Annotated in this window: 16 protein-coding genes and 1 riboswitch; of the genes, 8 read left to right on the forward strand and 8 right to left on the reverse strand. The window is 64.2% G+C overall.

Features of this window, described 5'->3' with window-relative positions:
• Window positions 1-76 precede the first annotated feature (76 nt).
• On the forward strand, window positions 77-1,051 hold the full coding sequence (locus tag MKI86_RS05205) for a GlxA family transcriptional regulator (RefSeq protein WP_241598287.1): 975 nt from the start codon (window positions 77-79) through the stop codon (window positions 1,049-1,051).
• On the opposite strand, the gene MKI86_RS05210 is transcribed toward MKI86_RS05205, so the two are convergent.
• A complete protein-coding gene (locus tag MKI86_RS05210) occupies window positions 1,048-2,217 on the reverse strand; it encodes a LysR family transcriptional regulator (RefSeq protein WP_241598289.1) in 1,170 nt (389 codons plus the stop codon). The two genes, MKI86_RS05205 and MKI86_RS05210, sit on opposite strands and share 4 nt — an antisense overlap.
• A gap of 172 nt (window positions 2,218-2,389) precedes the next feature.
• Between MKI86_RS05210 and MKI86_RS05215 the strand changes: the two genes are divergently transcribed.
• From MKI86_RS05215 to MKI86_RS05245, 7 genes are all read left to right on the forward strand, one after another.
• On the forward strand, window positions 2,390-3,928 hold the full coding sequence (locus tag MKI86_RS05215; RefSeq protein ID WP_241598291.1) for an aromatic amino acid lyase: 1,539 nt from the start codon (window positions 2,390-2,392) through the stop codon (window positions 3,926-3,928).
• 12 nt (window positions 3,929-3,940) lie between these two features.
• Complete coding sequence (ertD, locus tag MKI86_RS05220; protein WP_241598295.1) at window positions 3,941-5,317, forward strand: hydantoin-5-propionate amidohydrolase; 1,377 nt, start codon at window positions 3,941-3,943, stop codon at window positions 5,315-5,317.
• Window positions 5,318-5,319: 2 nt separating this feature from the next.
• Entirely contained in the window at window positions 5,320-6,588 is a 1,269-nt protein-coding gene (locus MKI86_RS05225) for a Zn-dependent hydrolase (protein WP_241598298.1), read from the forward strand.
• Window positions 6,588-7,685 carry a thiohydantoin desulfurase gene (ertC, locus tag MKI86_RS05230; protein WP_241598300.1) on the forward strand — a complete coding sequence of 366 codons (1,098 nt, stop codon included), beginning with the start codon at window positions 6,588-6,590 and terminating at the stop codon, window positions 7,683-7,685. Before MKI86_RS05225 ends, ertC begins: the two co-directional genes overlap by 1 nt.
• A 79-nt stretch (window positions 7,686-7,764) precedes the next feature.
• Window positions 7,765-9,426, forward strand: a complete 1,662-nt coding sequence (ertB, locus tag MKI86_RS05235) for a thiourocanate hydratase (protein WP_241598302.1) — start codon at window positions 7,765-7,767, stop codon at window positions 9,424-9,426.
• A gap of 228 nt (window positions 9,427-9,654) precedes the next feature.
• A complete protein-coding gene (locus tag MKI86_RS05240; protein WP_241598304.1) occupies window positions 9,655-10,680 on the forward strand; it encodes a glycoside hydrolase family 25 protein in 1,026 nt (341 codons plus the stop codon).
• Window positions 10,681-10,833: 153 nt separating this feature from the next.
• Complete coding sequence (locus MKI86_RS05245) at window positions 10,834-11,547, forward strand: L,D-transpeptidase (protein WP_241598307.1); 714 nt, start codon at window positions 10,834-10,836, stop codon at window positions 11,545-11,547.
• A 13-nt stretch (window positions 11,548-11,560) separates the two neighbouring features.
• Here the strand turns inward: MKI86_RS05245 and MKI86_RS05250 are convergent, their stop codons facing one another.
• The 7 genes from MKI86_RS05250 to MKI86_RS05280 form a co-directional block, all read right to left on the reverse strand.
• The gene (locus MKI86_RS05250; RefSeq protein ID WP_241598308.1) at window positions 11,561-12,715 is read right to left on the reverse strand and encodes an ABC transporter substrate-binding protein; all 1,155 of its coding nucleotides are present in this window, start codon (window positions 12,713-12,715) and stop codon (window positions 11,561-11,563) included.
• Between the two features lie 460 nt (window positions 12,716-13,175).
• Window positions 13,176-13,652: a 6,7-dimethyl-8-ribityllumazine synthase gene (locus MKI86_RS05255; protein WP_241598310.1), complete on the reverse strand. Its 477-nt coding sequence runs from the start codon at window positions 13,650-13,652 to the stop codon at window positions 13,176-13,178.
• A gap of 86 nt (window positions 13,653-13,738) precedes the next feature.
• Window positions 13,739-13,885, reverse strand: a riboswitch (FMN riboswitch).
• 104 nt (window positions 13,886-13,989) lie between these two features.
• On the reverse strand, window positions 13,990-15,051 hold the full coding sequence (locus tag MKI86_RS05260) for an ABC transporter ATP-binding protein (protein ID WP_241598312.1): 1,062 nt from the start codon (window positions 15,049-15,051) through the stop codon (window positions 13,990-13,992).
• A gap of 9 nt (window positions 15,052-15,060) precedes the next feature.
• The gene (locus MKI86_RS05265) at window positions 15,061-15,843 is read right to left on the reverse strand and encodes an ABC transporter permease (RefSeq protein ID WP_241598314.1); all 783 of its coding nucleotides are present in this window, start codon (window positions 15,841-15,843) and stop codon (window positions 15,061-15,063) included.
• Window positions 15,840-16,727, reverse strand: coding sequence for an ABC transporter permease (locus MKI86_RS05270; protein ID WP_241598315.1), 888 nt, complete (start codon window positions 16,725-16,727; stop codon window positions 15,840-15,842). The genes MKI86_RS05265 and MKI86_RS05270 overlap by 4 nt, the downstream gene beginning before the upstream one ends.
• A 91-nt stretch (window positions 16,728-16,818) precedes the next feature.
• Window positions 16,819-17,922, reverse strand: a complete 1,104-nt coding sequence (locus tag MKI86_RS05275) for an ABC transporter substrate-binding protein (protein ID WP_370879890.1) — start codon at window positions 17,920-17,922, stop codon at window positions 16,819-16,821.
• Between the two features lie 100 nt (window positions 17,923-18,022).
• Window positions 18,023-18,904, reverse strand: a complete 882-nt coding sequence (locus MKI86_RS05280; RefSeq protein ID WP_370879909.1) for a MurR/RpiR family transcriptional regulator — start codon at window positions 18,902-18,904, stop codon at window positions 18,023-18,025.
• Window positions 18,905-18,985: the final 81 nt, after the last annotated feature.

Here is an 18,985-nt window from a genome sequence, read left to right on the forward strand (position 1 = left end):
CCAAGAGACGGCGCAATGCTTTCACTTTTCAGATCTATCCTTGACAATTTGAGAGGTGCATTTGCATGCTTGCGTCATGCTCGACCTCTCCTCCGATACGCTCGACATCGATCTTCTCATCCTGCCCGAGACGAACCTCATCCTCGTCGCCTCGGTCATCGAACCCCTGCGCGCGGCCAACCGCATTTCCGGCCAGGCGCTTTACCGCTGGCGGATGTTCTCGCCGGATGGGCAACCCATCGAGACGCGCAGCCGCATTCCCGTTCCCGTCGACGGCGTGTTCCGGCCGGAGAAGGAGACGGCGCCGCTCTTCGTGCTGTCGAGCTATCAATGGCAGATGAGTGCGACGCCTCTGTTGCGGCGCCAGCTTTCGCAGACCGCGCGCTACCGGACGATGATGGCGGGCATCGAATCGGGAAGCTGGCTGCTGGCGGAGGCGAGCCTCTTGGACGGCTACTCCGTGACCGTTCACTGGGAGGACATGGAGGAATTCGCTTCGTGCTATCCCCAGATTGCCGTGATGCGGGAGCGCTATGTCATCGACGGAAAGCGTGTCACCTCCGGCGGATCGCTGCCGACGCTCGACCTGATGCTGGAAATCATTCGCCGAAGGCAGGGCTATTCGCTTGCGCTGGAGGTATCGCGGCTGTTCATCTACGAACATGAGCGCACCGGCGGTCTCCTGCAGGTGCCGGCGCTCGGCAACATGCGCGTTGCCGACCAGCGCGTCAGCCAGTCGGTGCGGCTGATGGAGGAAACGGTCGATGCGCCTCTGACGCTCGCGCGGCTGGCCAAACGCGTGGGCATCAGCGCGCGGCATTTGCAGGACCTGTTTCAGGAATCGATGGGCGTGGCGCCGCATCAGCACTATCTGGCACTGCGCCTCAACGCGGCTCGACGCAAGGTCATAGAGACCAAGACGGAGTTTGCCGACATCGCCGCGCTTACCGGCTTCAACTCGTCATCGGCCTTCTCGCGCAGCTACCGCGCGCACTATCACGAAAGCCCGACGGAGACGCGTCGGCGGCTGCGCGCAGGCGTCAAGGTTTAAGGCACACGCCGCGACAGGATGGGGATCACCGTTTCCGCCGCCTGGCGGGACAGCGTGTCACGCGGCCAGACGAGGCTCAGCGATTGGCGGTAGGCCGGGCCGAGCGGCAGCAGCGCCGGCGGCGGGCTGATATTGGCCAGTGAGTTCTCCGGCAGGATGGCAAGGTGGCCGTGTTTCAGCACGAGGTTGATGATGACGGGGATGGAATCCACCTCCACCAGCGTCAGGCGTGCCCGCTCGGCCGGCGTGAGCGTGGCCTCCAGAAAACGGTCCGTCATCTGGCGCAGGCCGCTGCGCGGGCTCGGTACGGCAATCGGATAGCGGCGCATGAGATCCGCGAGTTCCTGCCGGTCGTCTTCCTTCAGGTCGCGGGGGGCGGCGAGGGCGAGTTGCGACTGGTCGATCAGGCAGCCATCGAACTCCACGGGATAGCGGTCGGTATCGAGCAGGATCAGGTCGAAACGGCGGTTCTTGAGACCGGAAACCAGTTCATCGGCCGTTGTCGACGACAGGAAGAGCGGCTGGCGCGGGCGGGCGGCGCGCCACTCGACCGCGAGGCGCGCCAGCATGCCGGCGATCTCGCTTTCATGGCCGAAGGGGATGATGGCGCCGAGCCGCCAGGTTGCGGCGCTGCGCCGGAAACGCTCCGTGGAGGCAGCGGCGAGCGTTTCCCAGGCGGTGGTGATGTGCTCGGCAAGGGCAAGGGCTTCAAGGCCCGCCGGCGTGCAGGTAATGCCCTTTGCCGAACGGTCGAACAGCGTGCAGCCGATGGCCTTCTCAAGATGCGCGAGCTGACGGGTCAGCTGCGGCTGGCCGAGGCCGTGGCTTCTGGCAGCGGCATTGATGCTGCCGGCCTTGGCAGCGGCGGCGAAGCGAGAGAGCGATGCGAGTGGGATGGCGCGCCCGGCCGATGTGCCTTGCCCGAGCGACAAAAGCGTCGCCGCGGCGCGCGCGATCTCGGCAAAATGTGGCAGGCGGGTTTCCCCCTCCAGCGTGGGCACCAGCGCCTGCCCGTCGCGCCGAACAAGCGGCACCGAAAGGGCGGCTTCGACCCGTCGCAGTGCCGCACTTGCGCTGGAGGCCGGCCGGCCGGCGCGGGCGGCGGCCCGGCGAATGCCGCGCTGTTCGAGTATGTCGTGCACGAGGCTGAGGGTGGCCAGATCCACGGTCGGCGCTTTCGTTTAGCGGATGATGTTCGGCTTATAGCATAGGGCGTGCGGATTTTGGGATATCTGTTTGTGCTGTGTTGCGCTTAACATCCATCCCGTACTTTTCTGCAATTGCCGGAAAAGCCAGCGCGGCTTTTCCGATGCTGCACTCGATACAGGCTTTGGGGACATGCTCGCTTCCGCCGATACGCTCTATCTCACCGGTCAGCCGCTCGATTTCACCGCGCTGGAGGCGATCGGCCGGGCGGGCCGGCATGCGGTGGCCTGCGAGAAGGGCATGGGGCGGATCGTGACGGCGCGGCATGTCGTGACCGATCGACTCGCCACTGGCCTGCCCATCTACGGTGCCAATACCGGCGTCGGATCGATGAAGGACAAGCTGTGGACGGCCGACGATCTCGTCGAGTTCAACAATAACCTCGTCAAGGCGCATCATTTCGGCACGGGCGAGCCCTTCACGCTGCCGATCGTGCGCAAGGCCATGGCGATCCGGGTGAACACGGCGCTCGGCGGTTATTCCGGGTGCAGTCCGGAGCTGATCGATGCCTTCCTCGCGCTGCTCGAAAAGGATGTCGTGCCGGTTGTGCGCCGGCACGGGTCTATGGGCTGCGCCGATATTGGCCTGATGGGCCAGATCGCTGCCGTGCTCATGGGCGAGGGCGAGGCGTGGTATCGCGGCGAGCGTGTGCCGGCCGCGGAGGCACTGAAGCGGGCCGGGCTGAAACCTCATCATATGCAGCCGCGCGATGCGCTCGCCGCCCTCAGTGTCAACGCCATCTCGCATGCCGCCGCAGCCGACGTGGTGCGCGAGGCGGCCAAGGCAATCCGCAACCTCATGGTGACAGGCGTTCTCTCGTCGCTGGCGCTCGGGGCATCTGCCGATCCTTGGCGGGTCGCCGCGCGCCTTTCGGCCCATGGCGAGGCGATGGCCGGGCGCTGGTTCGAGGCGCAGGCCGCCTCGGGCCACTGGCCCAAGCCATCGGCGATCCACGATCCGCTCAGCCTGCGCATGACCGCGCAGGTCTTCGGCGCCAGCCTCGATACGCTGATGAACGCGGCAGAGCGCATCGTCGAGGCGACCGCGCAATCGGATGACAACCCCGTCGTCATCGACGGCGTGATCATGGCCTCCGGCGGCTCGCTGCCGCTCTCGACCACGCTCTATGTCGAGGCCGCGCAGACGGGGTTCGCGCATCTTGCCCGAAACGTGCTGAACCGCTGCGTGCTGCTGGCGAACGGCGTGCGCCGTAACCTGCCGGTCAATCTCGTTGCGCCCGGCGAGGCGGCGACCGGCTTCGGGCCGCTCCTGAAGCTCGCAGTCGAGCTCTATATGCGCATTCAGTCGCTGGCCGTGCCGATCTCTGCGCAGTCGATCGTCGTGGCGGGCGGGCTGGAGGAGGAGGCGACCTTCCTGCCGCTGATCGTCGAGCGCATGGAAAGCCAGGTGCGCGACCTTCGCCAGCTTGCCGCGCTCGAAGCCATGCTGTCGGCGCAGGCCGTTGATCTCTCGGGCGACAATGTCGAGGGCGTGGCCGCCATCGCCTACCAGCGCACGCGCGCCATCAGCCCGTTCTACCGCAAGGACCGGCCGCTTTCCGCGGAAATCGAGGCGCTCGACCGCGATCTCGCCTGCCCGGGCGCGCTGGCCGCCTTCCTCGATGCGGCGCCGATGGCCGATTTCGACACCTTCTTCGCCCTCAAAGCCTGACGGAGACACGATATGGCCGATTTCGATCTCGTTGTGAAAGGCACCGTCGTCCTGGCGGACCGCATTGTCGAAGGCGGCCATGTCGCGGTTCGCGACGGCAAGGTGGTGCATGTGGGACAGGGCGCGATGCCGGCGGCGAAAGAGCGGCACGACCTCTCGGGCGCGCTGATCCTGCCCGGCGCCATCGATGCGCAGGTCCATTCGCTCTCGCAAAAGAACCAGGAGGATTTCATCTGGTCGACGCGCTCAGCGGCGGCGGGCGGCGTCACCACCATCGTCGACATGCCCTATGACGAGGGCAACCTCGTCTGCTCGGCGGCGGCGGTGAAGATCAAGGTCGATCATGCCGCGCCGCAGGCACGCGTCGACTTCGCGCTCTATGGCACCGTCGATCCCGAAGAAGGGCCGGCACGCATCGGCGAAATGGTCGAGGCGGGGGTTGCGGCCTTCAAGTTTTCGACCTTCGGAACGGACCCGAAGCGTTTTCCGCGCATTCCCGCCGCGCTGCTCGAAGACTGCTTCCGTGCCATCGCCCCGACGGGGCTGACCGCCGGCGTGCATAACGAGGACGACGAGGCGGTGCGGGCGGCGATCGCCAAGGTCAAGGCGGCGGGCATCACCGACTATCGCGCGCACGGCCTGTCGCGCCCGCCGCTGACGGAGCTGCTTGCCTCCAACCAGATCTACGAGACGGGCGCGCAGACCGGATGTCCGGCGCATGTCGTGCATTGTTCGCTCGGCCGCGGCTATGAGATCGCCGCCGCCTACCGTGCGCAAGGACGCCGCGCGACCATCGAATGCTGCATCCACTATCTTGTTCTCGACGAGGAAAATGACGTTGCCCGGCTCGGCGGCAAGGCGAAGATCAACCCGCCGATCCGTCCGCGCGCCGAGGTGGAAAAGCTCTGGCGACACGTCGCCGCCGGCAATGTCACGCTGGTTTCCACCGATCATGTCAGCTGGTCGGAAGACCGCAAGACGAACCCGGACATGCTGGCTAATGCATCCGGCGTGCCGGGGCTGGAGGTCATGGTGCCGCTCTTCGTCAAGGGCGCACTGGAGCGCGGCATTCCGCTGACGCGCGCGGCCGAACTGATGACGCTGAACCCGGCACGTCACTTCCGGCTCGACCATGTGAAGGGGGCGCTGGAAGCGGGGAAGGATGCCGACATCACCGTTTTGACGCCTGAGCCTTACACCTACGATGCGGCCGCGAGCGGCAACAATGTCGTGGGATGGTCGCCCTATAACGGCATCCGCCTGCCATGGCGGGTCTCGGGCACCTATCTGCGTGGCAGGCTCGCCTTCGATGGCACGAACGTGCTTGCCGAACCGGGTACCGGCGCCTTCGTGCGGCCGCTGCCGACGCTCGTTTCCAGGGGGGCCTGAGGATGGCCCGTTCAACCAATCTGCCGGTCGATCCAGCGCGCATCGCTGATGTGATCGACGGGCTTGCCCGGCTCACCGATCCGGGACGGCCCTACACACGGCGTGCCTTTACCGCTCTGTTCCCGGCAGGGCGGGATTTTCTTGACGATGCGTTTCGGGCCGCGGGGCTCGAGACGCGCATCGACGCGGCAGGCAATCTCATCGGCCGCCGGCCGGGCCGCGTGCCCGGTCGCGGCACGATCATGCTAGGCTCGCATTCCGACACGGTGCCTGATGGCGGACGCTATGACGGCATCGCGGGCGTCGCGGTGGCGCTGGAAGTGGCGCGTGCGCTCACCGATCAGGACATCGAACTCGATCATGATCTGGAGGTCGTGGATTTTCTTGCCGAGGAAGTCTCTGTTTTCGGTGTCTCCTGCATCGGCAGCCGCGGCATGGCCGGTGTGCTGCCTGAAGATTGGCTGACGCGCGACAGCGGGGGGCTGACGCTGGCGCAGGGCATCCGCGATGCCGGCGGCGATCCTTCACGTATTGTCGCCGAAGCGCGCAGGGACATTGCGGCGTTCCTTGAACTGCATATCGAGCAGGGGCCGGTGCTGGAGACGGAAAAGCTCGACATCGGCGTGGTGACGGCGATTGCGGGCATCACGCGCATCGAGATCATCGTGGAGGGGCGCGCCGACCATGCGGGCACGACGCCGATGGGCGCCCGTGCCGATGCACTGGCGGCGGCGGCAAGGCTGGTGACGGGCATCGAGGCGCTGGCGAAATCGTTTTCCGACGGCCCCGGCCATTTCACCGCGACGGTGGGTGAATTTTCCATCGAACCGAATGCCGCCAATGTCGTGCCGTCGCGGGCACGCCTGCTCATCGATGCACGTGCGGAAGAGCGTACCACCATGGATGTGTTCGCCGCCTCCGTGGACCAGCTCACGGACCAGATCGCGCGGGAGACGGGCACCGTTATCGCGCCGCCGCGCCGCATCTCCGACAACATGCCCACCCCCGGCGATCCGCTGCTGCTCGACGTTCTCGATGCGGCCTGCGAGGCGGTCGGCGCCGGGCATCGCCGCATGGCCTCCGGTGCAGGGCACGACACGGCCTTCATGGCGAAGGTGACGCGGGCTGCGATGATCTTCGTTCCGTGCCTTGGCGGGCGCAGCCACGCGCCGGAGGAATTCGCCGAGATCGACGACATCGCGCTCGGCGCGGCGGTGCTTTTTAACGCGGTGATTCAGCTGGATGAGAAACTGATTCAGGAGAACGTCTAATGGGCCGGATTTTAAAGGAAAAAGACGTCGAGGCGGCCGTTCGGGGCGGCTCGGTCTACGCCGCCGGCGGTGGCGGCTGGGCCGATCACGGGCGTATGCTGGGCCATGCGGCGGTTTCCATCGGCAAGCCGGAACTGGTGTCCATCGACGAACTCTCAGACGACGACTGGGTGGCGACGGCGGCCGCCATCGGCGCGCCGGCCTCGACCACGCCTTGGGAGATGCGCGGCGTCGATTACGTCAAGGCCGTCGAGTTGCTTCAGGAAGCGCTCGGCGAGAAGGTCGCGGCGTTGATGGTGGGGCAGAACGGCAAGTCATCGACGCTGAACGGCTGGCTGCCGTCCGCGATCCTCGGTACAAAGGTGCTGGATGCAGTGGGCGACATGCGCGCGCACCCGACCGGCGACATGGGCTCGATCGGCATGGCCGGCTCGCCCGAGCAGATGATCCAGACCGCCGTTGGCGGCAATCGTGATGAAAACCGGTACATCGAACTCGTCGTGCGCGGCGCGACGGCGAAGGTCTCGCCGATCCTGCGCACCGCCTCTGACATGTCCGGCGGCTTCATCGCCTCGTGCCGCAACCCGCTGCGCGCCTCCTATGTGCGCAGGAATGCGGCGCTCGGCGGCATCTCCCTGGCGCTGAAACTGGGCGAAGCGATCCTTGCGGCAGAAGGCAGGGGCGGCTCGGCGATCATCGATGCCATCGTGAAGACGACGGGCGGCGGCATCCTGACCGAGGGCACGATCACCGACAAATCCGTGGTCTACACGAAGGAAGCCTTCGACATCGGCACGGTGACCCTCGGCAAGGGCGACAAGGCTTCGGTGCTTCATGTGATGAACGAGTACATGGCGGTTGAAACCGCCGACGGGACACGGCTTGCGACCTTCCCCGATGTCATCACCACGCTGTCGCCAGAGGGCGAGCCGCTGAGCGTCGGACAGCTGGAGGTCGGCATGTCGGTCTTCGTGCTGCATGTGCCCAAGACGATCATTCCGCTTGCCTCGAGCGTGCTGGATCCGACGGTCTATCCCTCGGTGGAGAAGGCGATGGGGATCGAGCTGGCGCGGTATGCGCTGGAGACGGTGGTTTAGGAGAAGACAGCCGCGTTACCCCCTCTGCCCTGCCGGGCAGAGGGGGTGAGCCTCCCCACGAATATATGAGGAGACACCCATGCCCAAACCGAACGCCCGCCACCCGAACTATCCGATCCCGTCCGGCCCCGTGCTGCGCGCCAAGGGCTGGCGGCAGGAGGCGCTGTTGCGGCTGCTCGAAAACGTGCTGTCGGTCGGCGAGGACCCAGACAATCTCATCGTCTATGCCGCGCTCGGCAAGGCCGCGCGCAACTGGGCGGCGCATCGGGCGATCGTCAAGGCGCTGACCGAGATGGACGAGGACCAGACGCTGGTCATCCAGTCCGGCAAGCCGGTGGGGCTGCTGAAGACCCACTCCAAGGCGCCGCTCGTCATCATGGCGAACTGCAACATCGTCGGGCAATGGGCGAAGGCGGAGGTGTTCTATGAACTCCAGCGCAAGGGGCTGATCTGCTGGGGCGGCCTGACTGCCGGTGCGTGGCAATATATCGGCAGCCAGGGCGTCATCCAGGGCACCTATGAAATCTTCATGCGCATTGCCGAAAAGCGCTTCGGCGGCAGTCTCGCCGGCCGCTTCATCCTGACGGCCGGGCTTGGCGGCATGGGCGGCGCGCAGCCGCTTGCCGGCCGCATGGCCGGGGCGGCCATCCTCTGCGTCGATATCGACCCGGCACGGGCGGCAGCACGCAAGGCGGTCGGCTACCTCGAACATGTCGCGCCGGATCTCGACACGGCGCTTGCCATGATCGATGCGGCGGTGAAGGAAAAGCGCGCCACCTCCATCGGCCTCGTCGGCAATGCGGCGGAGGTCTACCCCGAGATCGCGCGGCGCGGGATCGTGCCCGACATCGTCACCGACCAGACCTCGGCGCATGACCTCGTCTACGGCTATGTGCCGAAGGGCATGAGCCTCGACCAGGTGAAGGGGCTGCGTGACGACGGGCAGGGGCAGCTGATGGCCGCGAGCCGCGCTTCCATCGTCGAGCATGTCTCGGCCATGCTGGAGTTCCAGAAAAGGGGCTCGGAAGTCTTCGATAACGGCAACCTCATCCGCACACAGGCGCGGGAAGGCGGCGTTGCCAATGCCTTCGACATCCCGATCTTCACGGAAGCCTATCTGCGCCCGCTCTTTGCGCGCGCCATCGGTCCGTTCCGCTGGATGGCGCTGTCGGGCGAAGAGAGCGATATCGCGCGCATCGACGACCTCGTGCTGGAGATGTTTCCGGACAATTCCATCGTCACCAACTGGATCCGCCTTGCGCGCGAGAACATCCCCTTCGAGGGCTTACCTGCGCGCATTGCCTGGCTAGGGCACGGCGAGCGCACCGCGCTGGCGTTGGCGGTCAACAAGTTGGTCGCCGCAGGTGAAGTGAAGGGGCCGATCGCTTTCTCGCGCGACCATCTCGACGCCGGCGCGATGGCGCACCCCAACATCATGACGGAGCGGATGAAGGATGGCTCCGACGCCATCGCCGACTGGCCGCTGCTCGATGCGATGCTGCTCTGCTCGTCCATGGCCGATCTCGTCGTCGTGCATTCCGGTGGTGGCGGCTATGCCGGCTACATGACGAGCTGCGGCGTAACGCTGGTGGCGGACGGAACAGACGGCGGGGCCGAACGCCTCGAACATGCCCTGACCAACGACACCTCGCTTGGCGTGATCCGCTATGCGGATGCGGGCTATGACGAGTCGTTCGACGAGATCAAGAGGAAGGACATCGGCCACATCTCGCTGGGATGATGCCGTCTGGCGGGGCCGCTGGCGCTGCCTGCCTTATCCCTCGGCCTTGGGGCCGTTTCGGGAGATTAATAACAATTGTCAGAAAACGCGAGGCATTCCGCCTTAAGTGACTGAAATGTCTCAGTCAGCTGTAAACGTTGCATTTAACATTTCGCGGTAATCTTCCGTTAGTAATTCCGTCCCGGCATCGAGAGGGCGGGCTCCGGTTAGTTTTGCGTGCGAGTGCCTATGCGTCTTTCGATTCTTACGGCGGCCCTCCTTGGCTGTGTTACCCTGGCGGGCTGCGCTTCGAGCGCAGGTCCCGAAACGGTCCTGTCAATCAAGCCGTCGCGCGAGACGACGAGTTCGGTGAAGGCGAGCGGGCCGGTGCCGGAAGTCGCAGTCGGCCAGAGCAAGGTGAAGGCCGAGGGTGCGAGCGAAATGCTCGCCTGGGCCGGGCCGGTGCCGGGAACCCAGGTCTTCGAAAGCGTGACCGAAAAGGCCGTGCGCCCCACCGCGCGTCCGACGGATACCGCCGAAACGGCCGAGATGCCGTCCATCGGGAAGCTGGGCAAGCGCTCACGCATCTACAGCCAGCAGTTCCGCGATGCCAAGCCGATCAATTTCGGAAAGCACGCGCCCAAGCACTATCAGGTGCATGGCGTCGACGTTTCGCGCTGGCAGGGCGATATCGACTGGATGAAGCTGCGCACGCAGGGCGCCAACTTCGCCTTCATCAAGGCCACCGACGGCGGCGACCACACCGACCCGATGTTCCGCCACAACTGGCGCGCCGCCAAGGAGGCGGGCATCCGTCGCGGGGCCTATCACTTCTTCTACTGGTGCCGCGTGGCCAGCGAGCAGGCGGACTGGTTCATCCGCAACGTGCCGAAGGACCCGGACGCGCTGCCGCCCGTCATCGACGCCGAATATAACGGTGAATCAAAGTGCAAGCGCCGCCTGACGCGCGCGCAGTATGTCGAGAAGATCCGCGTCTTCGCCGAGCGGCTGGAGCGCCATTACGGCAAGCGGCCGATCATCTATACCGCACCGGACTTCTATGCCGACAACCTGTCGGGCGAGCTGAAGGAATATCCGTTCTGGCTGCGTTCGGTCGCCGCGCATCCATCGGTGCGTTACCCGAACCGCCGCTGGCTGTTCTGGCAGTATTCCGGCTCGGGCCTGTCGCATGGCGTGAGTGGAAAGATCGATCTCAACGTCTTCGTCGGCAGCGAGAACGACTGGCACAACTGGCTGGCCGGCCAGTCGACCTGATCGCGTTCCGACCGCTGCCGTGTCTTGAAGGCAACGGCAGCGGCGGTAACGCTGTGCATCCCGAAGATGTGATCTTCCAATTGCTTGCCGCCGGCATCGCCGTTGGCTAGCGATCCTGCATCCATACGGGACTTGCAGGAGTTGTTTCTAGAAATGTCTGAGATCGGTGTCTTGTCGCGCAGGGCCTTCCTCGTGGGGGCTGCAGCGACGCTGGCGGGGTGTGCAACCACGGAAGGCGGCGTGAAGAACGTGCCTGTTCCGCAGAAGGTCAGCTACCCGATCGTACCGGCGACGGACGAGGAGCTTGCCGCGCGCTATGCGGCTGTCGAGGATGGCGGACATCTCATTCCCGCGATCCCCTACAAGGAGATCGATCCGAAATACTATCGCCAGCGCGTGAAGGATCCGACCGGCGAGGCGCCCGGCACTGTCGTCGTGGATACGCCTGGCCGCTTCCTCTATCTGGTCGAGCCCGGCGGCACGGCGATGCGTTATGGTGTCGGCATCGGCCGCGACGGATTTGCCTGGGAAGGCGAGGGTATCATTCACTGGCGCCAGCCCTGGCCGCGCTGGAAGGTGCCGGCCGACATGATCGCGCGCACGCCGAGCCTCGCCAAATATTCCGTCGAGAACGGTGGCATGGAGCCCGGCATCAAGAACCCGCTCGGTGCGCGTGCGCTCTATATCTTCCAGAACGGGAAGGACACGCTCTATCGCCTGCACGGCTCGCCGGAATGGAAGTCGATCGGCAAGGCGACATCGTCGGGCTGCGTGCGACTGATCAATCAGGATGTGATCGATCTCTATAAGCGCGTTCCCTATCACGCGCGCATCGTCGTGCATCAGGGGCCGCTCGGTTCGGTCTGAGACCGGTTGCCGCTCAGGCTGCTTTGAACCGCGCCATCACCTCGGCGCGTGCCGGATCGGTCAGTGTCACCGCGGCACCGAATTCGAGCGGGGTGAGCGCGGCCTCGTCGGGATAGACGATCCTGTTGCCGGTGATTTCGGCCGGCAGCAGGGCGACGACGCGGCTGTCGGTGGCCGGCGTGCCGTTGGCGATGTGCTCCCGCACTGCGTTCTGCGGGTCCATCAGGAAGTTCAAGAGCGCGTAGCCGGCTGGCTTGTTGGGTGCATTCTTTGGAATGGCGTAGAAATCCGACCAGATCTCGCCACCGTCCGAACCGAGGGTGAAGGCGATCTCCGGCACGTCGCGACTGAGCTGTGCGCCGTCACCGGTCCAGCACATGGTCATCCAGGCGTCAGTGCCGCGCATGGCCGGCTGATAGTCGCTGGTGACGGCATAGAGATGCGGCTTGACCTGGAGCAACAGTTCCTCGGCCTTTGCAAGCTCCTCGGGTTTCACCGAGTTGAAGGAAAAGCCGAGCGCGACGAGGGCATTGCCGATGGCGGTGAGCTGGTAGTCGTGCACGATCGCGCGGCCATCTGCCTCGTCCATGGCGGCTGCGAAGAATTCTTTCCAGCTCGTGACCGTCACCTTGTCGGTATTGTAGGCAATGCCGGTCGTGCCCCAGTTCTTCGGCAGCGCATACACCTTGCCTTCGGCGGTGCCCTGTCTGGTGAAACGGGCATTCTGGGTGCGTGCGTCGAAATTCGGCAGGCGGGACAGGTCCAGCGGATCGATCAGGCCGAGATGGGAATAGGTGGAGATCGTGTAGTTCGTCGGCACGAACAGATCCCATCTGGCGCTGTCGGTCTGAAGCGCTTCCAGCATCTCCTCGTTCGAGCCGAAGATGCTGACCTCCACCGCGACGCCGGTTGCGGCGGTAAAGGCCTCGAAGGTGGCGGGGTCGTGATAGTTCGGCCATGTCGCAATCGCCATGCTGGCGCCGAGATCGCCGCTGGCATGGGCGACCGAAGAAAACCCCGGCTGGCGGGCGAGCACGGCGGCCGCAAGGCCGAGCCCGGTGATGCCTAGAAATTGGCGCCGCGAAATCGAGCCGCGCTTGAGGCGCATGAAGGCGTCCGTCAGCGCGCCGGCATCCATGGGGGCATGTTCTCTGAACCATTTCGACATCGCGCTGTTCCCCTGTCGTTAAGACGGCCTCGCGTCACGGGCCGGAAGGACGAGCGTTCCGGTGGCGCCGTGCATGCCTTCCGAGACAGCCCGTGCGGCGATGTCGGGGAACGGCGGTGGCGTCTGAGCCGTACAGCCTTTGCGCGATCATCGCGCGATGACGCCGCGTGGTTTGCAGGGCCTGTCGGCACGCTTCAGGTCGCCGGCATGCACCCCGCGCAACAGGCGGTCGTCTGCACGATAAGCAGGGAGAGGTGTTTTATCCGTAAATCGCGCATCCCCCACATTAGCATTCCATCCGGAATGTCGATCGGATGCAGGAGGCCGGGCGCGCAACAAGGCAATGCATTGCCTTGTGACCAACATCGCAAACCCGGCGGTTGGCCGGGTCTGCGGTTTGTCTTTTCAATGTGTTACCGCCCTGCGCTGGCAGGGAGATTCCGGTCGTTGATGTGTCGATTCAAGCGACGGCTGCGAGGGCGGCCTGCGCGCGGGCATCGATGATCTGGCGCGCTGCGTTGGCGGCTTCCTTGCCCTTGATGACGAAATGGTCGCGGAAGAAGGCGATATGCGCTTCCGATTCCTGGAAATTGTGCGGCGTCAGCACGGCCGAGAGAACCGGCACGTTGGTATCGAGGCCGACGCGCACGATGGCATCGACCACGGTGCCGGCGACGAAATCGTGGCGGTAGATGCCGCCGTCGACCACGAGCGCAACGCCGAGAATGGCGGCATATTTTCCGGTGCGGGCGAGCAACTGCGCATGGAGCGGAATTTCAAGCGCACCCGGCACGTCGATCACGTCGACATCCTCGGCGCGACCGCCGAGCGCTTTCCATTCGGCGACGAAGGAATCGACCGCCTGATCGACGATGCCGGCATGCCAGCGGGCGCGGATGACGGCGATACGGGAGGAGGGGGTGGTATTCGCATTCATGTCTGAGGCCTTTCAAGGGTTGAGCCATTTTTCAACGGTCCCCTTGGGCGAACACGCAGAACTTCCGCCAACGCGGCGGTGGTCCTGCTTGCTCTCTTTCATCCGGACTGTGACCGTCGGCTCCGGCATCGCACCGGATCTGCTGACCCTTTCATTCGCGAAAGGCGCTCGCGGGCTCCCGGATTGCTCCGGATACCGCCGGTGGGGAGTTTCACCCCGCCCTGAGAACAGACAGACCATAACGGGCAAACGCCGGCGGATCAAATCCGCGGGCGACGCAAATAACGACTTTCACGACAGAATTTTTCAAGCTTCGCCAGAAGGCGGGAACGAACTGCTAATCGCGGATGATCAGCAGGTCACTCGCTACGAAGTGCAGCGTGACGGTCTCGCCTACCACCGGCGGGACGAGGCCGGGGCTGTTGAACATGTCGAACGAGATGACGCTTTCGCCGACCTTCATGCGGGTGCGGATGACCGAGCCGAGGAAATTGGTGGAGACGACGTCGCCGGAGAGCGCGGTATCGCCCTTGGCATCCGGCATGATCGACCCGGCTTCGGGGCGCAGCGCCAGCGAGATCGTGTCACCGACCTTCACGTCTCCGAGCGGCTCGCGCAGGGTGACGCCCTGGTCGCCGATCGACACACGGTGGGAGGCGGGATCGACGACCTTCGCCTCGATGAGGTTCAGCGTGCCGACGAAGTTGGCGACGAAGCGCGTGGCGGGGCGGTTGTAGATATCGGCGGGGGTGCCGATCTGGTCGGCGCGGCCGGCATTCATCACGACGATGCGGTCGGAGATCGACAGCGCCTCTTCCTGGTCATGCGTGACGAAGACGGTGGTGATGCCGAGCTGCTGCTGGATCATGCGGATTTCCTCGCGCAGCGACACGCGGATCTTGGCGTCGAGGGCCGACAGTGGCTCGTCGAGCAGGAGAACCTGCGGCTTTGGCGCCAGCGCGCGGGCAAGCGCGACGCGCTGCTGCTGGCCGCCCGACATCTGGTAGGGGTAGCGGTCGGCGAGGTGATCGAGCTTGATGAGACCGAGCATTTCCTTGACGCGCGCGTCGATCTCCGCCTTCGGGCGGCCGGCGACCCTCAGGCCGAAGGCGACGTTTTCCGCGACATTCATGTTCGGGAAGAGCGCATAGGCCTGGAAGACCATGCCGATGTTGCGCTGGTTGGGGCGCAGGTTCGCCTGGCTCTTGCCGTTGATGGTGATGGTGCCGCCGGAAGGCGTCTCGAAGCCGGCGATCATGCGCAGCACCGTGGTCTTGCCGCAGCCCGACGGCCCGAGGAACGAGATGAACTCGCCCTTCTCGATGGACATGTTGAAATCCTTGACGACCTGGACGGTGCCGAAGGACTTCAGGAGGCTGGTGAGGGTCAGGAAGCTCATAAAGGGTCCTTAGGCGGGGCTTTGCGCGCCCTTCTGGAGACGAGAGACAAGCTGGATAAGGCCGAGGCAGCCCCAGGTGATGCCGAAGGCGATCACGGCGAGAGCGGCTGGCTCGTAGGCGCGGTTGGCGCCGAGCAGCTGCATATACGGGCCGAACGCGGGACGGTTCAAAAGAGCAGCCATAGTGAACTCGCCGATGACGATGGCGAAGGTCAGGAAGGCACCCGAGAGAACCGCGACCAGCACATTCGGCAGAATGATCTTTGCGAGGATCGTGGTCCAGCCGGCGCCAAGGCTCTGGGCGGCCTCCGTCAGCGTCGCAATGTCGATGGCGCGCAAGCCCGTATCGACGGAGCGATACATGTAGGGCAGCGCCAGCGTTGCATAACCGAACATAAGAAGGATGTTCGTGCCAGTCACGCTACCTGTCAGCGGCAGCCAACTCGAGGTGTTGTAGAGCCTAATATAGCCGAAGACGATGACGATGGCCGGGATGACGAGCGGCAGGAGCGTGACGAATTCAACATAGGGGCGCAGACCTGGAAGCTTCAGGCGGATCCAATAGGCCGTCGGCACGACGAGCAGCACGCCGAAGGCGATGGTGAACAGCGCCATCACTACCGAATAGGTGAAGGTTTCTTGGAAACGCGGATCGCTGAGAACGACAGCATAGGCATCGAACGAATAAACGCCGCGCCGCATTTTGAGCGAAAAGTTGGTCATGCCGATGAGCGGCAGAAGGAAATAGAGCAACCCGAAGATGAGGGCGCCCCAGGCCCAAAACCTCTTCATTTCAGCCACCTTTCGCTGCGGGCACGAAGCCAGATGTAAACCGCATTGGCGATGCCCGTCACGACGATCATGCCGAAGGCGAGGGCATAGCCGAGATGCGGATTTCCGAGCACGTCGCCACGGATTTGGGCGAAGAGCAGGATCGGCGCAATGTTAAGCGACGAGCCGGTGAGCGCCATTGCTGTAGCGACCGCACCAAAGGAATTGGCGAAGAGCAGGGCGAAGGCACCAAGGAAGGAGGGTAGCAGGATTGGGAAGGCGACAAGGCGCCAATATTGCGCGTTCGTCGCGCCAAGGATTTGTGCAGCCTCGCGCCACTCGCGCTTCAGCGCGTCGATCGCAGGCGTGATGATCAGGATCATCAGCGGGATCTGGAAAAACAGATAGGTGATTGTGAGACCCCAGAACGACAGGAGGTTGAAGCCGAGCATCCGCAGGTTGATGCCAAACTGGGTCTGGAGAAACAGCGTGATCAGGCCGGCCGGCCCAAGTGTTGCGAGAAAGGCGAAGGCCAGCGGAACGCCGGCGAAGTTGGACGCGACCCCCGAGAATGTGAGAAGCGGGCCGCGTATGCCTCTGGGCAAGCCGCCCAGAACGACCGCAGCCGCTACGGCAAAGCCCACCAGACATCCGAGCAGGGCCGAGGCCACGCTGATCTTTATGGAAACCCAATAAGCCGAGAGGATCGTCGGGGTGAATAGGCCCTGTATATTCTCGAGCGTGAAGCCGCCGTCGGAGGTTTGGAAAGCGCCCAGGACGATGCGGAACGTCGGCAGGATCAGGAACAGAATGACGAACACGGCAAAGGGAACCGCACCAAGCCAGTGCAGAGGCAAACGCAACGCATTGTCTGGCTGCTTCGCTGGTGAGCTGTCTGACGACATCAGGATTGCCTCATGGGGTGGCGGTACAGACGCCGGATAGGCTCTTGGTGGCCACCGCCCCGGCCTGTCTGCCGGGGCGGTGAGGGGCGTATTACTCTACGTTTGCGCCGACGACGCTGTCCCACCCGCCGGTGACTGCAGCCTTGTTGGCGTCAACTTCCTCGAGCGTCGGGAAGTAGGCCTTTTCATAGGAAGCCGCCGGCGGCAGGGCGTCAATCAGGTCCTGCGGAACCTTGCCAGCCTTGACCATGGCGTTGAAGCGTGCCGGATGGCAATAGCCCTTCAGCCAGCCGAGCTGGCCGTCGTCGGAATAGAGGTGTTCCATCCACAGCTTGGCAGCGTTCGGATGCGGCGCGTAGGCGGAAATCCCTTGCACGTAGACGCCGGCCAGAACACCCTTTTCCGGAACCACGACTTCGGTCGGCGGGTTGCCGTTCAGCGTCTTGGCCCAGCCGAGCGCGTTGTAGTCCCACGCGACGATGATCGGTGTCGAGCCCTGCGCCAGCGTGCCGGACTTGCCGGTGACCGGAACGAAGTTGCCTGCCTTGTTCATTTCAGCAAAATAGGCAAGGCCGGCCTCACCAGCTTCCTTCCCGGACTTGGCGTCTTTGGCAAGGCCAGCGGCGAGAACGCCAAGAATGGCCTGGTTCGACGTGCGCGGGTCGCCGGCGAGAGCGACCTGGCCGGCATATTCCGGCTTCAAGAGGTCGGCCCAGTCCTTCGGCGTATTGGCAACAAGGTCCTTGTTCACGAAGAACGACATGACGCCGTAGTAGTCACCGTACCAGTAGCCTTCAGCGTCCTTGATGCTGTCGGGGATTTCGTCCCAAGTCGAGACCTTGTAGGGCTGCAGCAGGCCGTCGGCCTTGGCCTGCGGGCCGAAGGCGAGGCCGACGTCGATCACGTCGGGCGACTGCGGGCCCTTGTTGTCCTTGTTGGCCTTGATGGCTTCGATCTCGTCGGCCGAACCGGCATCCGGGTTCAGTTCATTGACCTGGATTTCCGGATACTTTGCCTTGAACGAGGCGATGACGTCACCGTAACCGCACCAGTCGTGCGGCAGGGCGATGGTGGTGAGCATTCCTTCCTTCTTGGCCGCTTCGATGAGTTCGGCGCTCGGCTCGGCAAGGGCGAGCGAGGGAAGGGCGATCGCCAGCGCGGTGGAGAGCGAGAGCAGACGTTTCGTAGATGACATCACGGGTGTTCTCCTTTTGTGTGTCAGTCAACTTCGGCGAAGCTGATACTGGTGGCGCATGAACCTTATGTGACAGTTCTGTATCGCTTTTTTCTTTTATTTATCGTGGTTTGTCGGTGACCTCCGGCCGGGGCTTGCGAAAAAGCCGGCTGGCCTCGAACAGGCCCTCCAGCGTCTTCATTCGGTCGCTGGTTTCCTCCCAGCCCGAACTCTGGACGGCCTCGATCAGCGCCTCGACGATGAACAGCGTCACGACGGAGGAATCCCAGGCGGAGGGCGCCTCGATATGCACGCGGAAAACCTTCGCGGCGGCCTTGGCTACCGGCGAGGCCCACTGGTCGGTGAAGAGCACGATTTCCACGCCGCGCTCGCGCGCCACGCGGCCGAGCGTCTCCATCTCCTGCTCGTAACGGCGGATATCGAAGATCACCAGCACGTCGCCGGCCTTCATGTTCAGCACGTAATGCGGCCAGGATGCAGGATTGGCGGCGATCTGCGTGACGTTCGGGCGGATGACCTGGAGATGGGTGAACAGATAGTCCGCCAGCGCCTTCGTGATGCGGCCGCCGATGATGTAGATGCTGCGCTGGCGGTCGGCCAGAAGGGCGCTTGCGCTGTCGAAGTCGGCGGTCTCCACCTGAGAGAGCGTCTGACGCATATTGTTCATGATCGCGTCGGCGAAGCGGTTCAGGATATGGGTACCGGGCGCATTCGCGGCCCAGCGGTCATGCTTGGTTATGGGGTTGGAGAGCGTCGCCTCCAGTTCGTGGTGCAGGCGCGTCTGAAAATCCGGGAAGCCGCGAAAGCCAAGCTTCTGCACCATGCGGGCGACGGTGGGTGTCGATACGCCAGCATTATCCGCCACGGTGGTGATGCTGCCCAGCCCGGAGACCGGGTAATTGTCGAGCAATGATGTTGCGAGCTGCCGTTCGGCGCGTGTCAGCGCATCGAAGTGGGCAGCGATAACATCCGACACCGTCATAGATGCTTGATTGAGTGTCAAATTTTTCCCCTGCAGCCCCGGTCTCCGCCAGGGTTTCAACGATAAAACGCCCTGTCACAA

It is taken from the genome of Shinella sedimenti (genome assembly GCF_022601905.1).
GTDB classification, from domain to species: domain Bacteria; phylum Pseudomonadota; class Alphaproteobacteria; order Rhizobiales; family Rhizobiaceae; genus Shinella; species Shinella sedimenti.

Bases quoted from the DNA above. Each gene is read 5' to 3' on its own strand.
- MKI86_RS05205 (WP_241598287.1), top strand. From the start codon at position 77: ATGCTCGACCTCTCCTCCGATACGCTCGACATCGATCTTCTCATCCTG.
- MKI86_RS05215 (WP_241598291.1), top strand. From the start codon at position 2,390: ATGCTCGCTTCCGCCGATACGCTCTATCTCACCGGTCAGCCGCTCGAT.
- ertD (WP_241598295.1), top strand. From the start codon at position 3,941: ATGGCCGATTTCGATCTCGTTGTGAAAGGCACCGTCGTCCTGGCGGAC.
- MKI86_RS05225 (WP_241598298.1), top strand. From the start codon at position 5,320: ATGGCCCGTTCAACCAATCTGCCGGTCGATCCAGCGCGCATCGCTGAT.
- ertC (WP_241598300.1), top strand. From the start codon at position 6,588: ATGGGCCGGATTTTAAAGGAAAAAGACGTCGAGGCGGCCGTTCGGGGC.
- ertB (WP_241598302.1), top strand. From the start codon at position 7,765: ATGCCCAAACCGAACGCCCGCCACCCGAACTATCCGATCCCGTCCGGC.
- MKI86_RS05240 (WP_241598304.1), top strand. From the start codon at position 9,655: ATGCGTCTTTCGATTCTTACGGCGGCCCTCCTTGGCTGTGTTACCCTG.
- MKI86_RS05245 (WP_241598307.1), top strand. From the start codon at position 10,834: ATGTCTGAGATCGGTGTCTTGTCGCGCAGGGCCTTCCTCGTGGGGGCT.
- MKI86_RS05250 (WP_241598308.1), bottom strand. From the start codon at position 12,715: ATGTCGAAATGGTTCAGAGAACATGCCCCCATGGATGCCGGCGCGCTG.
- MKI86_RS05255 (WP_241598310.1), bottom strand. From the start codon at position 13,652: ATGAATGCGAATACCACCCCCTCCTCCCGTATCGCCGTCATCCGCGCC.
- MKI86_RS05260 (WP_241598312.1), bottom strand. From the start codon at position 15,051: ATGAGCTTCCTGACCCTCACCAGCCTCCTGAAGTCCTTCGGCACCGTC.
- MKI86_RS05265 (WP_241598314.1), bottom strand. From the start codon at position 15,843: ATGAAGAGGTTTTGGGCCTGGGGCGCCCTCATCTTCGGGTTGCTCTAT.
- MKI86_RS05270 (WP_241598315.1), bottom strand. From the start codon at position 16,727: ATGTCGTCAGACAGCTCACCAGCGAAGCAGCCAGACAATGCGTTGCGT.
- MKI86_RS05275 (WP_370879890.1), bottom strand. From the start codon at position 17,922: ATGTCATCTACGAAACGTCTGCTCTCGCTCTCCACCGCGCTGGCGATC.
- MKI86_RS05280 (WP_370879909.1), bottom strand. From the start codon at position 18,904: ATGACGGTGTCGGATGTTATCGCTGCCCACTTCGATGCGCTGACACGC.